This is a genomic window from Actinotalea endophytica (assembly GCF_025717005.1).
Classification (GTDB): domain Bacteria; phylum Actinomycetota; class Actinomycetes; order Actinomycetales; family Cellulomonadaceae; genus Actinotalea.
In genome coordinates, this window is sequence record NZ_JAOVZU010000006.1 from 1 (window position 1) to 16914 (window position 16914).

A 16914-nucleotide genomic window follows, 5' to 3' on the forward strand; every position below is an offset into this window, starting at 1 on the left:
TCCGCCGGGAGGTCCGGTCCGGTGCGGCGCCGGGGCGTGCGGTGCGGGAGGTCCGGGCCGGCGTCGGAGCGTCAGGGCCGGGCGGCGAACCGCTCGAGCAGCTCGGGGTGCCCGGCGACGATGAGGATGTCGTCGGCCGAGACCCGGGTCTCCGGCGTCGCGTAGACGAACTCGACGCCCGGCGACTTCACGCCGAGCACCGTGACGCCGTAGCGCGTGCGGATCTTCGACTGGCTGAGGTCGAAGCCCTGCATCTCGCGCGGCGGGCGCATCTTGACGATCGTGAAGTCGCCCTCGACCTCGATGTAGTCCAGGAGCTTGCCGGAGACCAGGTGGGCCAGCCGGGAGCCCGCGTCCGCCTCGGGGAACACCACGTGGTGCGCGCCGATCCGGGTGAGGATCCGCGCGTGCTCGGGACTGATCGCCTTGGCCCAGATCTGCCGGACGCCCATGTCGACCAGGTTCCCGGTGATCAGCATGCTCGCCTCGAGCGAGGTGCCCACACCGACGACGGCGGCCGCGAAGTCCTCCGCCGCGATCTGCTCGAGCGCCTCCGGGTTCGCGGCGTCGGCCTCGACGAGCGGAACCCGGCCGGAGAAGTGCCGGATGAGGTCCGGGTTGCGCTCGACCGCGAGCACGTCGTGGCCGAGCTTCTCGAGCGTGAGGGCCAGTGCCGAGCCGAACCGGCCGAGCCCGATGACGAGCACGCCCGAGCCGGCCTCCTTCCTGCCGTGGTCCCTCCCGTGGTCCTTCCCGTGGTCCTTGGGGTCGGGACGCGTCGTGTCAGCCAATGATCGGCCTCTCCTCGGGGTACCGGATGACCCGGCGCCGGTCGCGCAGCGCGAGTGCCGCTGCCACTGTCATGGTGCCCGTCCGGCCGACGAACATCAGCCCGGACAGCAGGTATTTCGCGGACTCCGGCAGGTCCATGCCGGTGGACAGCCCGACCGTCGCGAACGCCGAGAGCACCTCGAAGAGCACGCGGTCGAGCGGTTCCCCGGTGACCTCGAGCAGGATCAGGCTGGACAGCAGGACGATCGACGCGCCGATGAAGACCACGGCGACGGCGAGCCGCACGGTCGCCGGTGGGATGCGCCGGCCGTAGGCCTCGACGTCCTGGTCGCCCCGGGCCTCGGCGAGGATCGCGAGGACCATCACGGCGAGCGTCGTGACCTTGATCCCGCCGGCCGTCGAGGCGCTGCCGCCGCCGACGAACATCAGCGCGTCGGTGAGCAACCAGCTCGACTCGTGCATCTGGCCGACGTCGATCGTCGCGAACCCACCCGACCGCGGCATCACGCCGGCGAACAGCGCGGCGAGCAGCTTGCCCGGCCCGTCGAGCGCACCGAACGTGTCGGGGTTGGTCCACTCGACCGCGCCGATCACCACGGTCCCGGCCGCCAGCAGCACCAACGACGTGGTGAGCGTGAGCTTGGTGTGCAGGCTCCACAGCCGCACCTTCGTGCGGCGCTGCCACAGGTTGTGGATCACCGGGAACCCGAGCGAGCCGATGAACACCCCGAGTGCGATCGGCGCACCGAGCCACCAGTCGTTCGGGTGGTCGGTGAGCCCGCCCGCGGTGGGCACGAACCCGGCGTTGTTGAACGCCGAGACGCCGTAGAAGACGGCGTGCCACAGCGCCTCGCCGACGTCCTCGTGCAGGGCGAGGAACCGGGGGAGCAGGAGCGCCGTGATGCCGAGCTCGATCGCCGTCGAGGTGACGATGATCACCTGGAGCAGCGAGCCGACCTCGCCGAGCCGATGGACCTTGGTCTCCGACGCGGTGAGCAGCTTCTGGGTCAGGCCGATCCGGCGCGAGACGGCCATGCCGAGCAGCGAGGCGAGGGTCATCACCCCGAGGCCGCCGAGCTTGATCCCCACGAGGATGATCGCCTGACCGGTGAACGACCAGTACGTGCCGGTGTCGACCGTCGTCAGCCCGGTGATGCAGACCGCCGAGGTCGCGGTGAACAGTGCGTCGGCGAACGGCGGGCGCTGACCCGAGGCGGTCGCCTGCGGGGTCCAGAGCAGCAGTGTGAAGACGCCGATGACCCCGGCGAAGGTGGACAGCGCGAGCCGTGCCGGGGAGTGCCGTGCGGCTCGGTCGATGATCTCGCGGCCGATGGCCAGGGGACGCGGGAGCGCCATGGCACCTCCTCGCCGCGGACCCCGTCACGGCCCCGTGCAGGGCCGCGAGGTCAACTCTTGCACGCTGGGGCGCAGGTCCGGCACCGCAGCCCGCGCGTGCCGCGGGATACCGTGGGGCATGCGCGTCGCGGTCGTGTGGGACACCGCGCTGCTGGGCTACGACTTCGGCCCGCAGCACCCGATGGCCCCGTTGCGGCTGGAGATGACCGGCCGGCTGGCCGGCGAGCTCGGTCTGGTGGAGCTCGAGCAGGTCGACCTGGTGGGCGCCGAACCGGCCGACGACGCCCTGCTCGGCCTGGTGCACACGCCGGAGTACGTCGCGGCGGTGAGGCGGGCCGGCGAGACCCTCGCGCCGGACCCCGCGCACGGCCTGGGCACCGAGGACAACCCGGTCTTCCCGCACATGCACGAGGCCGCGGCGCGGGTCGTCGGGGCGAGCGTGGCCCAGGGCCTCGCGGTGTGGCGCGGTGAGGCGGACCACGCGGTGAACCTTGCGGGCGGCATGCACCACGCGATGGCCGACCACGCCTCCGGCTTCTGCCTGTACAACGACGCGGCGGTGGCGATCCGTGCGCTGCTGGCCCAGGGCGTGCGACGGGTGGCCTACGTGGACGTCGACGCGCACCACGGCGACGGCGTCGAGCGGGCGTTCTGGGACGACCCCCGCGTGCTCACCTGCTCGATCCACGAGAGCGGGCTCACGCTCTTCCCCGGTACCGGTCATCCCGGTGACAACGGCGGTCCGGCAGCCCGCGGGCATGCCGTCAACGTCGCGCTGCCCTCGGGCACGGGCGACGCGAAGTGGCTGCGTGCGGTGGAGTCGGTGGTGCCGCCGCTGCTGCGGGCGTTCCGGCCGCAGGTCGTGGTGAGCCAGCACGGGTGCGACTCGCACGGCCTGGACCCGCTGACCAACCTCGCGGTCTCGGTCGACGCGCAGCGCCGGGCGATGGACACGGTGCACGACCTCGCGCACGAGGTGGCCGACGGGCGCTGGCTCGCGCTCGGCGGCGGGGGGTACGCCGTGGCGCGTGTCGTCCCTCGGGTGTGGACCCACCTGATCGGGGTGGCCGCGCACGCGCCGGTCTCCGCCGGGACCGAGGTGCCGCTGTCCTGGCGCGAGTACGGCGAGCGGCTGTTCGGCTTCCCGATGCCGACGACGATGAGCGACGGACCGCTGCCGCGCGTGCGCCCGTGGTCCGAGGGCTACGACCCCGGGGACGACGTGGACCGCGCGATCCTCGCCGCCCGGACCGCCGCGTTCGAGTGGCACGACCTCGACCCGCTCTACGACTGACCCTCAGTCACAGAGATGGCCAGAATTCACTCTGTTCGCCCCTTTCACTCGTGCACCTCGTGCCCCTAGGGTTTTGCCTGCGCACTCGCGTTGCGGACCGTCCTGAGGAGCGAACCGGCGATGACCACTGGCCCCGATCGGCCGCGCGTGAGGTACCTCACCGTCGCCGAGGTCGCCGAGATCATGCGGGTGTCGAAGATGACGGTCTACCGGTTGACGAAGTCCGGCGAGCTGCCCGCCGTCCGGGTCGGGCGGTCGTACCGCGTGCCGCAGGACGCGCTGGACGCGTACCTCGAGCGCTCGATGACGGGTGAGATCGACCACCGCGCGCACGGCTGACGCGAGCCCGTTCGGGGGCCGTTCGCCTGCGGGCGCGTAGAGGGTAGACTGACCCGCGGTCTTGACCCCGCGCGCCCAGGCGCGCACCACCAGACAACTGCGAGGACACGTGGGCTCCGTCATCAAGAAGCGCCGCAAGCGCATGGCCAAGAAGAAGCACCGCAAGCTGCTGCGCAAGACGCGCCACCAGCGTCGCAACAAGAAGTGACGCCCACGCTGCCAGCGTGACCCACAGGGCCCGGCCGAGTGCCGGGCCTTCGTGCACCCGGGCGCCGCGGGCGCAGGGGGATTCCGCCGCCACGGAGATCCGTGGTACAACGTTGTAAAGAGTGTCGGCCCCGATGAAGGAGGCGCGGCGATGGCAGCGACGATGCACGACGTCGCGCGGTTGGCCGGCGTGTCGATCAAGACCGTCTCGAACGTGGTCAACGGCTATCCGCACGTGCGCGCGGAGACCCGGGCGAAGGTGCTCGCCGCGATCGACCAGCTCGACTACCAGGTGAACGTCGCCGCCCGGAACCTGCGCACCGGTCGCACCGGGATCATCGCGCTGGCCGTCCCCGAGCTGAGCCTGCCGTACTTCGCCGAGCTGGCCGACCGGGTGATCGAGGCCGCTCGCGAGCACGGTCTCACGGTGCTCATCGAGCAGCACGGCGGCGATCGGGAGCGCGAGCTCGAGGTGCTCTCCGGCGCTCGCCGACACCTCACCGACGGTCTGATCTTCTCGCCGCTCGCGCTCGGCGCCGGCGACGAGAGGCTGCTCGAGGTCGACTTCCCGATGGTGCTGCTCGGCGAGCGCATCTTCCACGACGGCGTCGACCACGTGACGATGCACAACGTCGAGGCCGCGCGCGCGGCCACGGCCTACCTGCTCGAGCTCGGCCGTCGCCGGATCGCGGTGGTGGGCGTGCACGCGGGCGAGGTGGTCGGGTCGGCCGGCCTGCGCCTCGAGGGCTATCGGCTCGCCCTGGCGGACGCCGGCATCCCGTTCGACCCGTCCTTGCTCGGCGAGGCGGGCCTGTGGCACCGGGCCACCGGCGCCGAGGCGATGGCCGCCCTGCTGGAGTCCGACGCCGGGCCGGACGCGGTGTTCGGCTTCAACGACGCGCTCGCGCTCGGCGCGATGCACGAGCTCCAGGTGCGCGGCGTACGCATCCCCGAGGACATCGCGGTGCTCGGCTTCGACGCGATCGACGACGCGATGTACTCGTTCCCGGCGTTGTCGACGGTCGACCCCGGCAAGGAGCAGATCGCCACCACGGCGGTCCAGATGCTCGTGGACCAGGCCGCCAACCGGCAGTCCTACCGCAACGGTGTGCACCGGCCCACCCGGGTCTACGCCGACTTCCGGATCCTGGTGCGCGGCTCGACCGAGCCGGCCACGGAGGCCTCGCGCCGGTGACCTCGGCGGTGCCCGGCACCCGCCACCTGTGACGGATTCGTGACGCCATGCCTCTTGACCTCACCCGAACGTGTAGTACATCGTTGTATACAACGATGTAGAAGCGATGTGGACCGGTCGGTCGCATCGCGGTCGTGAACCCCGAGGGCGTGGTGCCCCGGAACGGATCGAGGAGGATTCGGATGCAAGCGATTCGTCGTACGGCACATGGCCGTTGGGTCGCCGCCGGGCTCGGCGCCGTCGTCGCGCTCAGTGGCCTGACCGCCTGCAGCAGCGGTGGCTCGACCGGGACGGACACGTCCGCGAGCGACGGTGCCAGCAGCAGCAGCGACGGCGGCAGCAGCGACACCACCTGCACCAACGAGATCAAGAAGCCCGACGCCGAGCAGGTCCTGGTCTGGGCCTGGTACCCGGCCTTCGAGGGCGTCGTGGACCTCTTCAACGAGACGCACGACGACGTCCAGGTCTGCTGGACCAACGCCGGTCAGGGGAACGACGAGTACACGAAGTTCTCGACCGCGATCGAGGCCGGCACCGGCGCGCCCGACCTGATCATGCTCGAGTCCGAGGTGCTGCCCAGCTTCGAGATCCGCAACTCGCTCGTCGACCTGGTGCCCTACGGCGCCGACGACGTCAAGGCGGACTACACCGACGGTGCCTGGAAGGACGTCACCAGCGGCGACGCGGTCTACGCGATCCCGGTCGACGGCGGCCCGATGGGCATGCTCTACCGGCAGGACATCTTCGACAAGTACGGCGTGTCCGTGCCGACCACCTGGGAGGAGTTCGCCCAGGCCGCCCAGGACCTCAAGGACGCCGGGTACGACGGCGTGATCACCGACTTCCCGACCAACGGGCGTGCCTACAACACCGCGCTGTTCGCCCAGGTCGGCTGGACGCCGTTCACCTACGACATCACGAACCCGGCCGACATCGGCATCAACGTGTCGACGCCCGAGGCCGTGGACGTGCTGAGCTACTGGAACGACCTGGTGAGCAAGGGCCTGGTCGGGACCGACGACGCGTTCACCGCGGACTACAACACCAAGCTCGTCGACGGCAGCTACGCCGTGTATCTCGCCGCGGCCTGGGGCCCCGGGTACCTCAAGGGCCTGTCCGACGCCGACCCGAACGCCGAGTGGCGCGCAGCGCCGATCCCGCAGTGGGCGGGCCAGCCCGAGCAGCAGATCAACTGGGGCGGCTCGACCTTCGCGGTGACCAGCCAGGCGAAGGACCCGGAGGCCGCCGCGCTGGTGGCCAAGGAGATCTTCGGCACCGAGGACGCCTGGAAGATCGGCATCGAGGAGGGCGCGCTCTTCCCGCTGTGGAAGCCGATCCTCGAGTCGGACTACTTCAAGAACCTGGAGTACCCGTTCTTCGGCGGGCAGCAGATCAACAACGACGTGTTCCTGGCGGCCGCGGCCGGCTACTCGGGCTTCACGTTCAGCCCGTTCCAGAACTACGCCTACGACCAGCAGACCGCTGAGATCTACTCGATGGTGCAGGGCGAGAAGTCGCCGCAGGAAGCCATGGACTCCCTCGACAGCACGCTCGTCCAGTACGCCAAGGACCAGGGCTTCACGGTCACCAACTAGTCACGGCGTGGCGTGACCCGGCGGCCGGCGCAGGACCGGCCGGCCGCCGGGCACCCCCCGGGAGGCACATCACCATGACCACCGTCACGCAAGCACGCCCCGAGGCACCCGTGCGGCGCCGCCGGGACCGCGCGGTGAGCGCGATCGACACCCACCGTCAGCGCTGGGGCTGGCTGTTCATCGCCCCGTTCGCCGTCGTCTTCGTCGTCTTCCTGATCGCGCCGCTCGGCTACGCGTTCTGGATGAGCCTGCACACCAAGACCCTCGCGCAGGGCGAGCACTTCAGCGGCCTGGAGAACTACGTCAAGGCGTTCACCGACCCGATCTTCCTCGAGGGCCTGGTCCGCGTGCTGCTCTTCGTCGTGATCATGGTGCCGATCCAGATGATCGTCGCGCTCGTGGCCGCGCTCGTGCTGGACACCCTCGCGACCCGGGCCTCCAAGGTGTCCCGGCTGCTGATCTTCGTGCCGTACGCCATCCCGGCCGTGATCGGCGCGCTGATGTGGGGCTTCCTCTACAGTCCACGGTTCGGCCCGGCGACGAACATCTGGGGCCTGTTCGGCGCGACTCCGCCCGACTTCCTGGGCCAGGGCACCGTGTTCGGCTCGCTGGTGAACATCGTCACCTGGCAGTGGTCGGGCTACTTCATGATCATCCTGTACGCCGCGCTGCGGGGCATCGACCCCTCGATCTACGAGGCGGCGCGGATCGACGGTGCCAACGGCCTGCAGACCGCGACCCGGATCAAGATCCCGATGATCTCGGGCTCGCTGATCATGGTCGTGATCTTCTCGCTGATCGGCACGCTGCAGTTCTTCACCGAGCCGCAGGTGCTGCGCAACGTCGCGCAGGGCGCGATCCCCACGAGCTACACCCCGAACATGTACGCCTACTCCCTGGCGTTCTCCTACAGCCAGTTCAACTACGCGTCGACCATCGCCTTCGCGCTCGGCGTCGTGGTGTTCATCGGCTCCTACATCTTCCTGTTCCTCACCCGCAAGCAGAGCGGACTGCAGTCATGAGCGCCCTCACGAGCCGAACCCGACCCGCGACGGCTCCTCGCGGCCCGCACTCGCGGCGCATCGGGTCGCACGTCCTGCTGATCATCCTGGCGATCTACTTCGTCATCCCCCTGTGGTGGCTGCTGGTCGCCAGCACCAAGACGAACTCCGGCCTGTTCGTGGGGTCCGGCGGTCCGCTGTGGTTCAACGACGGCATCCACATCGTCGAGAACATCCAAGGGCTGTTCACCCACCAGAACGGCATCTACTGGCGCTGGTTCGGCAACTCGTTCCTGTACGCGCTGTCCGGCGGGATCGGCGCGACGATCCTCGCGCTGCTGGCCGGCTACGGGTTCGCGAAGTACCGCTTCCGCGGTCGGAACCTCGCGTTCTCCGTGCTGCTCGGCGCGGTGATGGTGCCGCTGACCGCGCTGGTCATCCCGACCTTCATGCTGCTGGCCAAGATGGGCCTGCTGAACACCGTGTGGGCCGTGATCCTGCCGTCCCTGCTCAGCCCGATCGGCGTCTACCTGATCCGCGTGTACACCCAGGACGTGGTCCCCGACGAGCTGCTCGACGCGGCCCGCGTGGACGGCGCCGGCGAGCTGCGGGTCTTCGCCCAGGTCGCGCTGCCGCTGCTGCGGCCGGCGATCGTCACGGTGCTGCTGCTCACCACCGTGGCCACCTGGAACAACTTCTTCCTGCCGCTGGTCATGGTCCAGAACCCCGACCTGCTCCCGGTGACGGTCGGGCTGAACAACTGGCAGGCGTTGTCGAACGCCGGCGCCGGCGGTGAGCAGGTCTGGAACCTCATCGTCACCGGTGCCGCGATCTCGATCGCCCCGCTGATCCTGTCCTTCCTCACCCTGCAGCGGTACTGGCAGGGCGGGCTGTCGCTCGGGGCCCTCAAGTGAGCGGCCCCGCGACGCCCGACCACCCGACCTCGCCGGTCGACCGAACCGGCGTCCTGCCCGACCTTGGAGCTCTCTGATGTCCACCGCTCGTCTCGTCCTCGACCCCGCGTTCCGGATCGCCCCGGTGCGGCGGCGGACCTTCGGCTCGTTCGTCGAGCACCTCGGACGGTGCGTGTACACCGGCATCCACGACCCCGGTCACCCGAGCGCCGACGAGGACGGCTTCCGCGGCGACGTGCTGGGGCTGGTCCGCGAGCTCGGCATCTCGACGGTCCGCTACCCCGGGGGCAACTTCGTGTCCGGCTACCGCTGGGAGGACGGCATCGGTCCGGTGTCCGAGCGGCCGACCCGGCTCGATCTCGCCTGGCACTCGACCGAGCCGAACACGGTCGGTGTGGACGAGTTCATGCGCTGGTGCGCCAAGGCCGGCGTCGAACCGATGATGGCCCTCAACCTCGGCACGCGCGGCGTCGCGGAGGCCCTGGACCTGCTCGAGTACTGCAACATCCCGGGCGGTTCCACCTGGTCGGACCTGCGGCGCAAGAACGGCGCCGAGCAGCCGCACGACGTGCGGATGTGGTGCCTCGGCAACGAGATGGACGGTCCGTGGCAGACCGGCCACAAGACCCCGGCCGAGTACGGCCGGCTCGCCGCCGAGACGGCACGAGCCATGCGTCAGATGCAGCCTGACCTCGAGCTCGTCGCCTGCGGCTCGTCGAGCTCCTCGATGCCGACCTTCGGCGAGTGGGAGCGGGTCGTGCTCACCGAGGCGTACGAGCAGGTGGACTACATCTCCGCGCACGCCTACTACTGGGAGACCGACGGCGACCTGGCCAGCTTCCTCGGCTCGGCGATCGACATGGACCGCTTCGTCGAGTCGGTGGTCTCGACGGCCGACGCGGTGCGCGCGGCGGGCCGGCACACGAAGCGGATCAACATCTCGTTCGACGAGTGGAACGTCTGGTACCTCGACGGCGCTGCGTCCAAGCCGCCGACCGACTCGTGGCCGGTGGCCCCGGTGCTGCTCGAGGACCACTACTCGGTGGCGGACGCGGTCGTGGTGGGCAACCTGCTCATCTCGCTGCTGCGGCACTCGGACCGGGTGCACGCCGCGAGCCTCGCCCAGCTCGTGAACGTGATCGCGCCGATCATGACCGAACCGGGCGGCCGGATCTGGAAGCAGACCACGTTCCACCCGTTCGCGCTGACCTCGCGCTACGCGGTGGGCGACGTGCTCGAGGTGCGGCTCGACACGCCGTCGCACACCACCGCGAAGTTCGGCGACACCCCGCTGGTCGACGCGGTCGCGACCTGGGACGAGGCGAGCGGCGCGATGAGCGTGTTCGTCGTCAACCGTTCGGTCGACGAGGCGACCTCGCTCGACGTCGCGGTGCACGGCTCGGCAGGGCTGCACCTGGTCGAGGCGGTCACGATGGCCTCCGAGGACCCGTACGCGAAGTCCACGGTCGACGACGACACGTCGCTGGCACCCAGGCCGAACGACACCGCGAGCGTGGTGGACGGGCGCCTGCAGGTCGACCTCCCGCCGGTCTCCTGGACGATGCTCCGGCTCGAGCCGTGAGGAAGGTCGCGCGGGCCGTCGGTGCCGCACTCGGCGCAACTCTCCTCGGCGCCCTCGGTGCAGGGTGCGCCGACGGCCCGCGCGACCTGGCCGTCGACCTGCCGCTGAGCGGCGACCTACGCGCGCACGACCCCGCCCTGGTGGTCGACGACGGCGACTGGTGGGTCTTCTCCACCGGCGACCCGGTCGTGGGCGGTGGGGCGATCCAGGTGCGGCACTCCGACGACGGCCGGGAGTGGACCTACGCGGGCGAGGTGGCGCCCGGGTCCAGGCCGGCCTGGATCGAGCAGACCGTCCCCGGCGTGACCAACCTCTGGGCGCCCGACGTCGTCGAGCACGACGGCACCTGGTACCTCTACTACGCGGCGTCCACGTTCGGGTCGAACCGCTCCGCGATCGGCCTGATGACCGCCGACGCGCCGGGCCCGGGGGACGGCTGGGCCGACCGGGGGCCGGTGGTGGTCTCCGACCCCGACCAGGACGACTGGAACGCGATCGACCCCGCGGTCGTGACCGACGACGACGGCACGCCGTGGATGGCCTTCGGCTCGTTCTGGGGCGGCATCCAGCTGCTCGAGCTGTCCTGGCCGAGCGGCCTGCCCGCCGACGGCGCGACGCCGGTGACGATCGCCGACCGTGGCGCGCCGCCGAACGCGATCGAGGGGGCGTCGCTGCTGCACCGGGACGGCTGGTGGTACCTGCTGGTCTCCAAGGACTTCTGCTGCCGCGCCACGGCGAGCACCTACCGCGTCGAGGTGGGGCGGTCGCGCGACATCACCGGGCCGTACGTCGACGCCGACGGCCGGTCGATGCTCGAGGACGGCGGCACGATCCTGCTGTCCACCGACGGAGACATGATCGGCCCCGGCGGTGAGTCGGTCTGGGGGGAGTACCTCGCGTTCCACTACTACGACGGCGCCACCGGCGGGGCGCCGCACCTCGCGATCCGCGAGCTCGGCTGGACCGACGACGGCTGGCCCGTGGCGGTCACCGAGGCGCCGGTGACGAGCACGCCGCAGGTCGGGGACTGACCGGCGCCTCAGTCGGGCCCGCCGCTGAGCCGGCGCTGCACGGCACGCGCGGTGACGCCGAGCACCCACGCGGCCCCGGCCCAGCTCGCGGCGTGCACGCCGTGGCGGGTCGCGACGCGTCCACGGCCGCGGAACTCGCGCACCGGCCAGCCGGCCCGTCGCGCGTGCCGGCGCAGGCGGCCGTCCGGGTTGATCGCCACCGGGTGCCCCACCGTCCCGAGCAGCGCGACGTCGTGCGCGGAGTCGCCGTAGGCGTAGCAGTCCGGCAGGTCGAGCCCCTCGCGGTCGGCGAGGTGGTGCACCGCGACGGCCTTGGCCGACCCGTGCAGCATGCCGCCGACCAGCCTGCCGGTGTACACGCCGTCGACGTGCTCGGCGACCGTGCCGAGCGCGCCCGTGGCGCCCAGCCGCGCGGCGATGATGCCGCCGATCTCGATCGGGCTCGCCGAGACGATCCACACCTGGTGTCCCGCGTCCAGGTGCTCGGCGAGCAGCGCGTGCGTGCCGTCGAAGAGGCGCAGCGAGAGCACCTCGTCCCAGACCTCCTCGCCGATCCCGGTCATCTCGGCCACGGACCGGCCGGCGACCAGGCGCAGCGCGCGCGACCTCAGGTGCGCGATCTCGCGGGCGTTCTCACCCATCAACAGGTACTGGGTGTGGGCGGCGGCGAACTCGGCGAGATCGCGCCAGCGCACCAGCCCGCGGGCGCGGAGCCCGACCGCGAGGTGGAAGGCGCTCGCGCCCCGGATCAGGGTGTTGTCGAGGTCGAAGAAGGCTGCGACGCGCGAGGGCGCGGGTGGCCCGGCGGCATCGGGGTTCATGCCGTCGTCAGACACTCGTCCACTGTAGCCACGTGCCGGTGGGCCGCTCGCGCGCGACCACGGACGCCTGCCCCCGCGCGCTCGCGGGCCGTCGTGGCACTAGGCCTGCGTGCGGGTCGGCAGGTCGAGCTCGCTCGAGCGGAACCATGCCCAGCCGCGCCGGTCCCAGGTCGGGGTCTGGCGGGTCAGGCGGCGGGCGTAGTCGTCCCATCGGGTCGTGCCACGTGCCCAGGCGCGCTCGGCCGCGCCGGCCAGCCGTGGGAGGAGGAGCGTCTCGAGGTCCTCGCGGCCCGTCACGGTCTCGCACCAGACCGCGGCCTCGACCCCGGCGAGGACACCCTCGTCCGCCGCGCCGGGGACGATCTCGACCGGGTCCCACTCGACGCCGTCGCGCAGGGAGGTCGCCGGGTACACCGGCAGGCCGAGCCGGGCTCGGGCGGACTCCTGGGCCGGGTCGGTCGAGGCGGCGGCGTGCGGCCGGTCGAAGTAGAGCGGGCCGGTCGGCGAGACCAGGACCTGCGCTCCCTTGGCGAGGGCCGCCGGAACGTCGCCCGCGGCGCGCTCCATGTTCGCGAGGATCATCGGCCAGAGGTCCTCGGGCACCATCGCGGCCAACGCGTCGGGCAGGTGGTCACCGTCGAGGTCGCCCTCCATCCAGTACTGCACGACGTCGCCGTCGCCGACGCCGCCGCGGGCCGCCTCCTGCCAGCCGATCGGGCGTCGGCCGCGCTCGACGACCATCGCCCGGGCGCGGTCGACGAAGACGGCGTGGGCGTCGTCCGGCATGCCGAACGCCTCGTCGCCGCCGACGTGCACGAACGCGGTCCCGGGGAACTGGGCGATCACGGCGTCGAGCACGTCGCCGACGAAGTCCCAGGTCTCGTCCCGGGCGGGGTCGAGGAACGCGACCGGCAGCCCGAACCCGCCGTCGCCGGACGAGGCCAGGATCTCGGGCGCGAGCGTGGGGTAGGCGTGCAGCACCGCGCCGGTGTGCCCGGGGAGGTCGACCTCGGGGACGACGGTGACGAAGCGGCGCGCGGCGTAGGCGACCAGCTCGGCGATCTGCGCAGGCGTGTACCAGCCGCCCGGGCGACCCCAGGCCGCGCCGGCCGCACCGACCTCGGTGAGCAGCGGTCGGCCGGGCACCTCGAAGCGCCAGCCCTCGTTGTCGGTGAGGTGCAGGTGCAGCACGTTGAGCTTGTGCAGCGTGCACATGTCGATCACCCGCCGCACCGTCTCGACGTCGTGGAACGTGCGCACGACGTCGAGCGAGAGACCGCGCCACGCGAACCGCGGACCGTCGACGACGCGCACGGACGGCAGGTGGTCCGCCGACTCCGAGACCGCGGCGCCGATGAGCTGGCGCAGGGTGGTGAGCGCGCGGTGGACGCCTTCGGGCTGCGCTGCCCAGACGCGGACGTGGTCGGGCGTGATGTCGATGCCGTGGCGCTCGTCGGCGTCCCGCCGGCCGTCGGCGCGCAGGCCGGCGGCCGTAGCCACGGCGTCGAGGCCGTCGACGGCGAGCTCGACCGTGATCTGCGGCACGCCGGCGATCGCGCGGTCGGCCGTGGCCGCGGTCGTCCGGACGGCCGTCGCGTCGATCGTGGCGTCGACGACGACGTCGAGGCGCAGGCCGGTGTCGGCGTGCAGGTCGTCGAGGAACACGGCGACGACCGGGGCGAGCGCGGGGTCGGTGACGACCAGGGGACCGGCCCCGGAGAGGGGGAACCCGCCCTCTCCGGGACCGGCGGTCTGGACGGCAGGGATGACCGGGAGTGACATGCCTCGGTCTCCTAGCGCACGGACTTGATCGGGATGATGGCGAGGGCGCCGAGTGCCGCGAGCACGATCCCCACCGGGAAGAGCGCCTGGTAGCCGACGGCCACCACGATCGCGCCGCTGACGAACGGGCCGACGGTCTGCGGGAGCGTCGCCGCGATGTTCAGCACGCCGAGGTCCTTGGCGTAGGTGCTGTCGGAGGGCAGCACCTCGGACATCAGGGCGCCGTCGACGGCCATGTAGGCACCGAAGCCGAACCCGCAGACGACCGTGAAGATCATCATGCCGACCAGGCTGGGGGCGACCAGCGGGACGATCATGGCGATGCCGATGACGAGCGAGGCGATGATGACGAACACCTTGCGCCGGTGGAACCGGTCGGACAGCGGACCGGCGAGCGCCATGCTGACGATCATGCCGAGCAGGCTCAGCCCGCCGAGCACCGGGATCGCGCCGACGGCCTGGTCCCCGAGGCCGATGTAGTCCTGCAGGATGTAGAGCTGGTACCCGGTCACGGCGAAGTAGCCGGTGAACAGCAGGAGCCGGCCGAGGAAGCCCCAGAAGAAGTCGGGGTGCTTGATCGGGCTGACCCAGAACGTCTTGAGGAAGACCAGCAGCGAGAACGGCTCGTTGACGCGGTCCTTCGACGAGGAGTCGGGGTTGAGCACCACGAACAGCGTGACCATGACCACGGTGACCCCGGGGATCACGAGGTAGGCCGCCTGGATGTGCTCGGCGAACGCCGCGCCGACGACCTGGCCGCCGAGCGCGCCGAACATCGCACCGATGCCGAGCAGCGTCGCGAACAGCCCGCGCACGGGGCTCGGGACCCGGTCCGGCATGATCGCGGTGAGCGGGCTGATCAGGAAGTTCAGTGCGACCTGGACGATGGTCCAGGCGATGACGAGCTGGGCGACGCCGTTGGCGAAGCCCATCCCGACGAGCGAGAGGCCGGTGACGAGCGCGCCGCCGACCATCCAGGGCGCGCGCCGGCCGAACCGGCTGCGGGTGCGGTCGGAGACGAGGCCGGCGATCGGGCCCGCGATCATCGCCGCGATGGCGCCGATGCCGAGCACGAACGCGAGGTTGGCGGCCTTGCTGGCCTCGTCGATGCCCTGCACCTGCAGCGGCAGGAGGACGCCGGGGATCGCGCCGACGATCAGGTAGACCGAGAGGTTGAGGGGGAAGATCGAGCCGAAGAGCCGTCGAAGCGGCTTCGGCATCCGTTCCTTGGCGGCGGTGGCCTCGGGCGTGAGGGCGCCGTGGGGGAGCTCTCCGGTGACGTCGGAGGCGGTGGTCGGGTTGGCCATGGAGACTCCTTTGTATCTGGCACCCGTAAGATACACCATATCTAACGCATGTCATATAGGGATGGGTCCGCTAGCCTGAGGGCCCGCGCGACAGAGGTGGAGGCATGGCCAGACGGCTGGCACCGGAGGTGCGCCGAGCGGAGATCGTCTCGATCGCGCGCGACGTCATCAGCACCGAGGGCTACAGCGCCCTGAGCCTGCGCGAGGTGGCGCGCCGGTGCGGGATGTCCGCGCCCGGCCTGATGCACTACTTCCCCGACATGCCATCGCTCCTCGAGGCCGTGCTGGACAGCCGCGACGAGGAGGACTACCCCGCTCTGCTGGTGCCGCTCGAGCAGGGCGCGAGCCTGCTCGACGTGATCGACGCGACCCTCGCCTACTACGACGCGCGATCGTCCGAGACGGCGCAGTTCGACCGCCTCGAGACCGAGGCGCTCGACCCCGCCCACCCCGCGCACGACTACTTCGCGGCGCGCGCCGAGCGGCAGTTCGACCTCCTGCGCCCCGCGATCGAGCGGGAGTTCGACGACCCCGACGCGGTCGCCCACCTGCTCCGCCTGATGATCGACGGCATGCGGCTGCGTGCTCTGCGGGATCCCGGGCACGGTGGCATGGCCGAGCAGTGGCGGGCCATCCGTGGCGTCGTGGCCCGGCTCCTGCGGCGCGCCCCGGAGGATGTGACCAGCGCGACCTAGGCTGGGCCCATGACGACGCCCGGCGCCGCGCCACGTCTGGTGCTGCACACCCGGGCCGGTTGCCACCTGTGCGAACCGGCCGCCGAGGTCGTGCGCGCGGTCGCTGCGGAGTCCGGGACGGCCTGGGCCGAGGTCGACGTCGACGCGCCTCCCACCTGGGCGGGTGACGCCGCGACGCTGGTCGCCGCCTTCGGGGACAAGGTGCCCGCGGTCACCGTCGACGGCGCCCTGGTCGCCTACTGGCGGGTCGCGCCCGACACCCTGCGCCGGGCACTCGCACGGGAGGGCGGGTCGCGATGAGCGAGCAGGTGCCGCGGCCGGTGCCGCCGGCGACCGTCGCCCGGCTTCCCCGCTACCTGCGCGCGCTCGACGAGCTCGTCGGTGAGGTCGCCACGGCGTCCTCCGAGCAGCTGGCTGCGATGACCGGGGTCGGGTCGGCACAGCTGCGCCGGGACCTGTCGCACCTCGGCCCGAACGGCGTCCGCGGGGTCGGCTACGACGTCGCCCGGCTGCGCGAGCAGGTCGCGTCGGCGCTCGGGCTCGCGGCGGACCTGCCGGTGATCATCGTCGGGATCGGCAACCTGGGGCACGCGCTCGCGAGCTACATGGCCGGGGGTCGGCTGGGCTTCCGGGTCGCGGCGCTGGTCGACGCCGACCCGGCCGTGGTCGGCACCACGGTGGCCGGGCTGCGGGTCGAGCGCGAGGCCGACCTGGCCGTGGTGGTCCGACGGGAGCGGGTGGCGCTCGCCGTGATCGCGACGCCGGCGGAGGTCGCGCAGGACGTGTGTGACCGGCTGTGCGACGCGGGGGTGCACGCGATCCTCACGTTCGCGCCGCGTGAGCTGCGGGCCCGCGAGGGCGTCGAGGTGCGTGCCGTGGACCTCGCGACCGAGCTGCAGATCCTCGCCTTCCACGAACGCCGCCGCACCATGCCGGACGCGGGGGGGGGGGGGGGGGGCGGGGGGGGGCGGGGGGGGGGGGGCGGGGGGGGGGGGCGGGGGGG

General features: G+C 71.7%; 17 protein-coding genes. 12 read left to right on the plus strand and 5 right to left on the minus strand.

All coding sequences use genetic code 11. The annotated features are described in order from the left end of the window. Window positions 1-71 precede the first annotated feature (71 nt). Together OEB99_RS11075 and OEB99_RS11080 are read right to left on the minus strand one after the other, a co-directional pair. Complete coding sequence (locus OEB99_RS11075; RefSeq protein WP_263577612.1) at window positions 72-707, minus strand: potassium channel family protein; 636 nt, start codon at window positions 705-707, stop codon at window positions 72-74. A gap of 76 nt (window positions 708-783) precedes the next feature. Continuing rightward, window positions 784-2148, minus strand: coding sequence for a TrkH family potassium uptake protein (locus OEB99_RS11080; protein WP_263510133.1), 1365 nt, complete (start codon window positions 2146-2148; stop codon window positions 784-786). 118 nt (window positions 2149-2266) lie between these two features. On the opposite strand from OEB99_RS11080, the gene OEB99_RS11085 reads away from it, so the two are divergent. From OEB99_RS11085 to OEB99_RS11125, 9 genes are all read left to right on the plus strand, one after another. Then, window positions 2267-3442 carry an acetoin utilization protein AcuC gene (locus OEB99_RS11085; RefSeq protein WP_263510134.1) on the plus strand — a complete coding sequence of 392 codons (1176 nt, stop codon included), beginning with the start codon at window positions 2267-2269 and terminating at the stop codon, window positions 3440-3442. Window positions 3443-3562: 120 nt separating this feature from the next. Next, window positions 3563-3781, plus strand: a complete 219-nt coding sequence (locus OEB99_RS11090) for a helix-turn-helix domain-containing protein (RefSeq protein ID WP_263510135.1) — start codon at window positions 3563-3565, stop codon at window positions 3779-3781. 109 nt (window positions 3782-3890) lie between these two features. Then, on the plus strand, window positions 3891-3989 hold the full coding sequence (locus OEB99_RS11095; RefSeq protein ID WP_003792170.1) for a 30S ribosomal protein bS22: 99 nt from the start codon (window positions 3891-3893) through the stop codon (window positions 3987-3989). 150 nt (window positions 3990-4139) lie between these two features. Continuing rightward, window positions 4140-5183, plus strand: coding sequence for a LacI family DNA-binding transcriptional regulator (locus OEB99_RS11100; protein ID WP_263510147.1), 1044 nt, complete (start codon window positions 4140-4142; stop codon window positions 5181-5183). Between the two features lie 182 nt (window positions 5184-5365). Further along, window positions 5366-6778: an ABC transporter substrate-binding protein gene (locus OEB99_RS11105; protein WP_263510148.1), complete on the plus strand. Its 1413-nt coding sequence runs from the start codon at window positions 5366-5368 to the stop codon at window positions 6776-6778. Window positions 6779-6852: 74 nt separating this feature from the next. After that, entirely contained in the window at window positions 6853-7800 is a 948-nt protein-coding gene (locus OEB99_RS11110) for a carbohydrate ABC transporter permease (protein ID WP_263510149.1), read from the plus strand. Continuing rightward, complete coding sequence (locus OEB99_RS11115; protein WP_263510150.1) at window positions 7797-8693, plus strand: carbohydrate ABC transporter permease; 897 nt, start codon at window positions 7797-7799, stop codon at window positions 8691-8693. Before OEB99_RS11110 ends, OEB99_RS11115 begins: the two co-directional genes overlap by 4 nt. 76 nt (window positions 8694-8769) lie before the next feature. Then, window positions 8770-10275 carry an arabinosylfuranosidase ArfA gene (gene arfA, locus OEB99_RS11120; protein WP_263510151.1) on the plus strand — a complete coding sequence of 502 codons (1506 nt, stop codon included), beginning with the start codon at window positions 8770-8772 and terminating at the stop codon, window positions 10273-10275. Next, entirely contained in the window at window positions 10272-11306 is a 1035-nt protein-coding gene (locus tag OEB99_RS11125; protein WP_263510153.1) for an arabinan endo-1,5-alpha-L-arabinosidase, read from the plus strand. Before arfA ends, OEB99_RS11125 begins: the two co-directional genes overlap by 4 nt. Window positions 11307-11314: 8 nt before the next feature. On the opposite strand, the gene OEB99_RS11130 is transcribed toward OEB99_RS11125, so the two are convergent. The 3 genes from OEB99_RS11130 to OEB99_RS11140 all read right to left on the minus strand — a co-directional run bounded on the left by OEB99_RS11130 (window position 11315) and on the right by OEB99_RS11140 (window position 15216). Next, complete coding sequence (locus tag OEB99_RS11130) at window positions 11315-12142, minus strand: HAD family hydrolase (protein ID WP_263510154.1); 828 nt, start codon at window positions 12140-12142, stop codon at window positions 11315-11317. 84 nt (window positions 12143-12226) lie between these two features. Next, a complete protein-coding gene (locus tag OEB99_RS11135) occupies window positions 12227-13909 on the minus strand; it encodes a beta-N-acetylhexosaminidase (protein WP_263510155.1) in 1683 nt (560 codons plus the stop codon). A gap of 11 nt (window positions 13910-13920) precedes the next feature. Next, window positions 13921-15216 carry an MFS transporter gene (locus OEB99_RS11140; RefSeq protein WP_263510156.1) on the minus strand — a complete coding sequence of 432 codons (1296 nt, stop codon included), beginning with the start codon at window positions 15214-15216 and terminating at the stop codon, window positions 13921-13923. 104 nt (window positions 15217-15320) lie between these two features. Between OEB99_RS11140 and OEB99_RS11145 the strand changes: the two genes are divergently transcribed. The 3 genes from OEB99_RS11145 to OEB99_RS11155 all read left to right on the plus strand — a co-directional run. After that, entirely contained in the window at window positions 15321-15911 is a 591-nt protein-coding gene (locus OEB99_RS11145) for a TetR/AcrR family transcriptional regulator (protein WP_263510157.1), read from the plus strand. 9 nt (window positions 15912-15920) lie between these two features. Continuing rightward, window positions 15921-16211, plus strand: coding sequence for a glutaredoxin family protein (locus tag OEB99_RS11150; protein ID WP_263510158.1), 291 nt, complete (start codon window positions 15921-15923; stop codon window positions 16209-16211). Further along, window positions 16208-16914: redox-sensing transcriptional repressor Rex (locus OEB99_RS11155; RefSeq protein WP_263510159.1), on the plus strand; the 707-nt coding region annotated here is incomplete at its 3' end. The genes OEB99_RS11150 and OEB99_RS11155, both read left to right, overlap by 4 nt.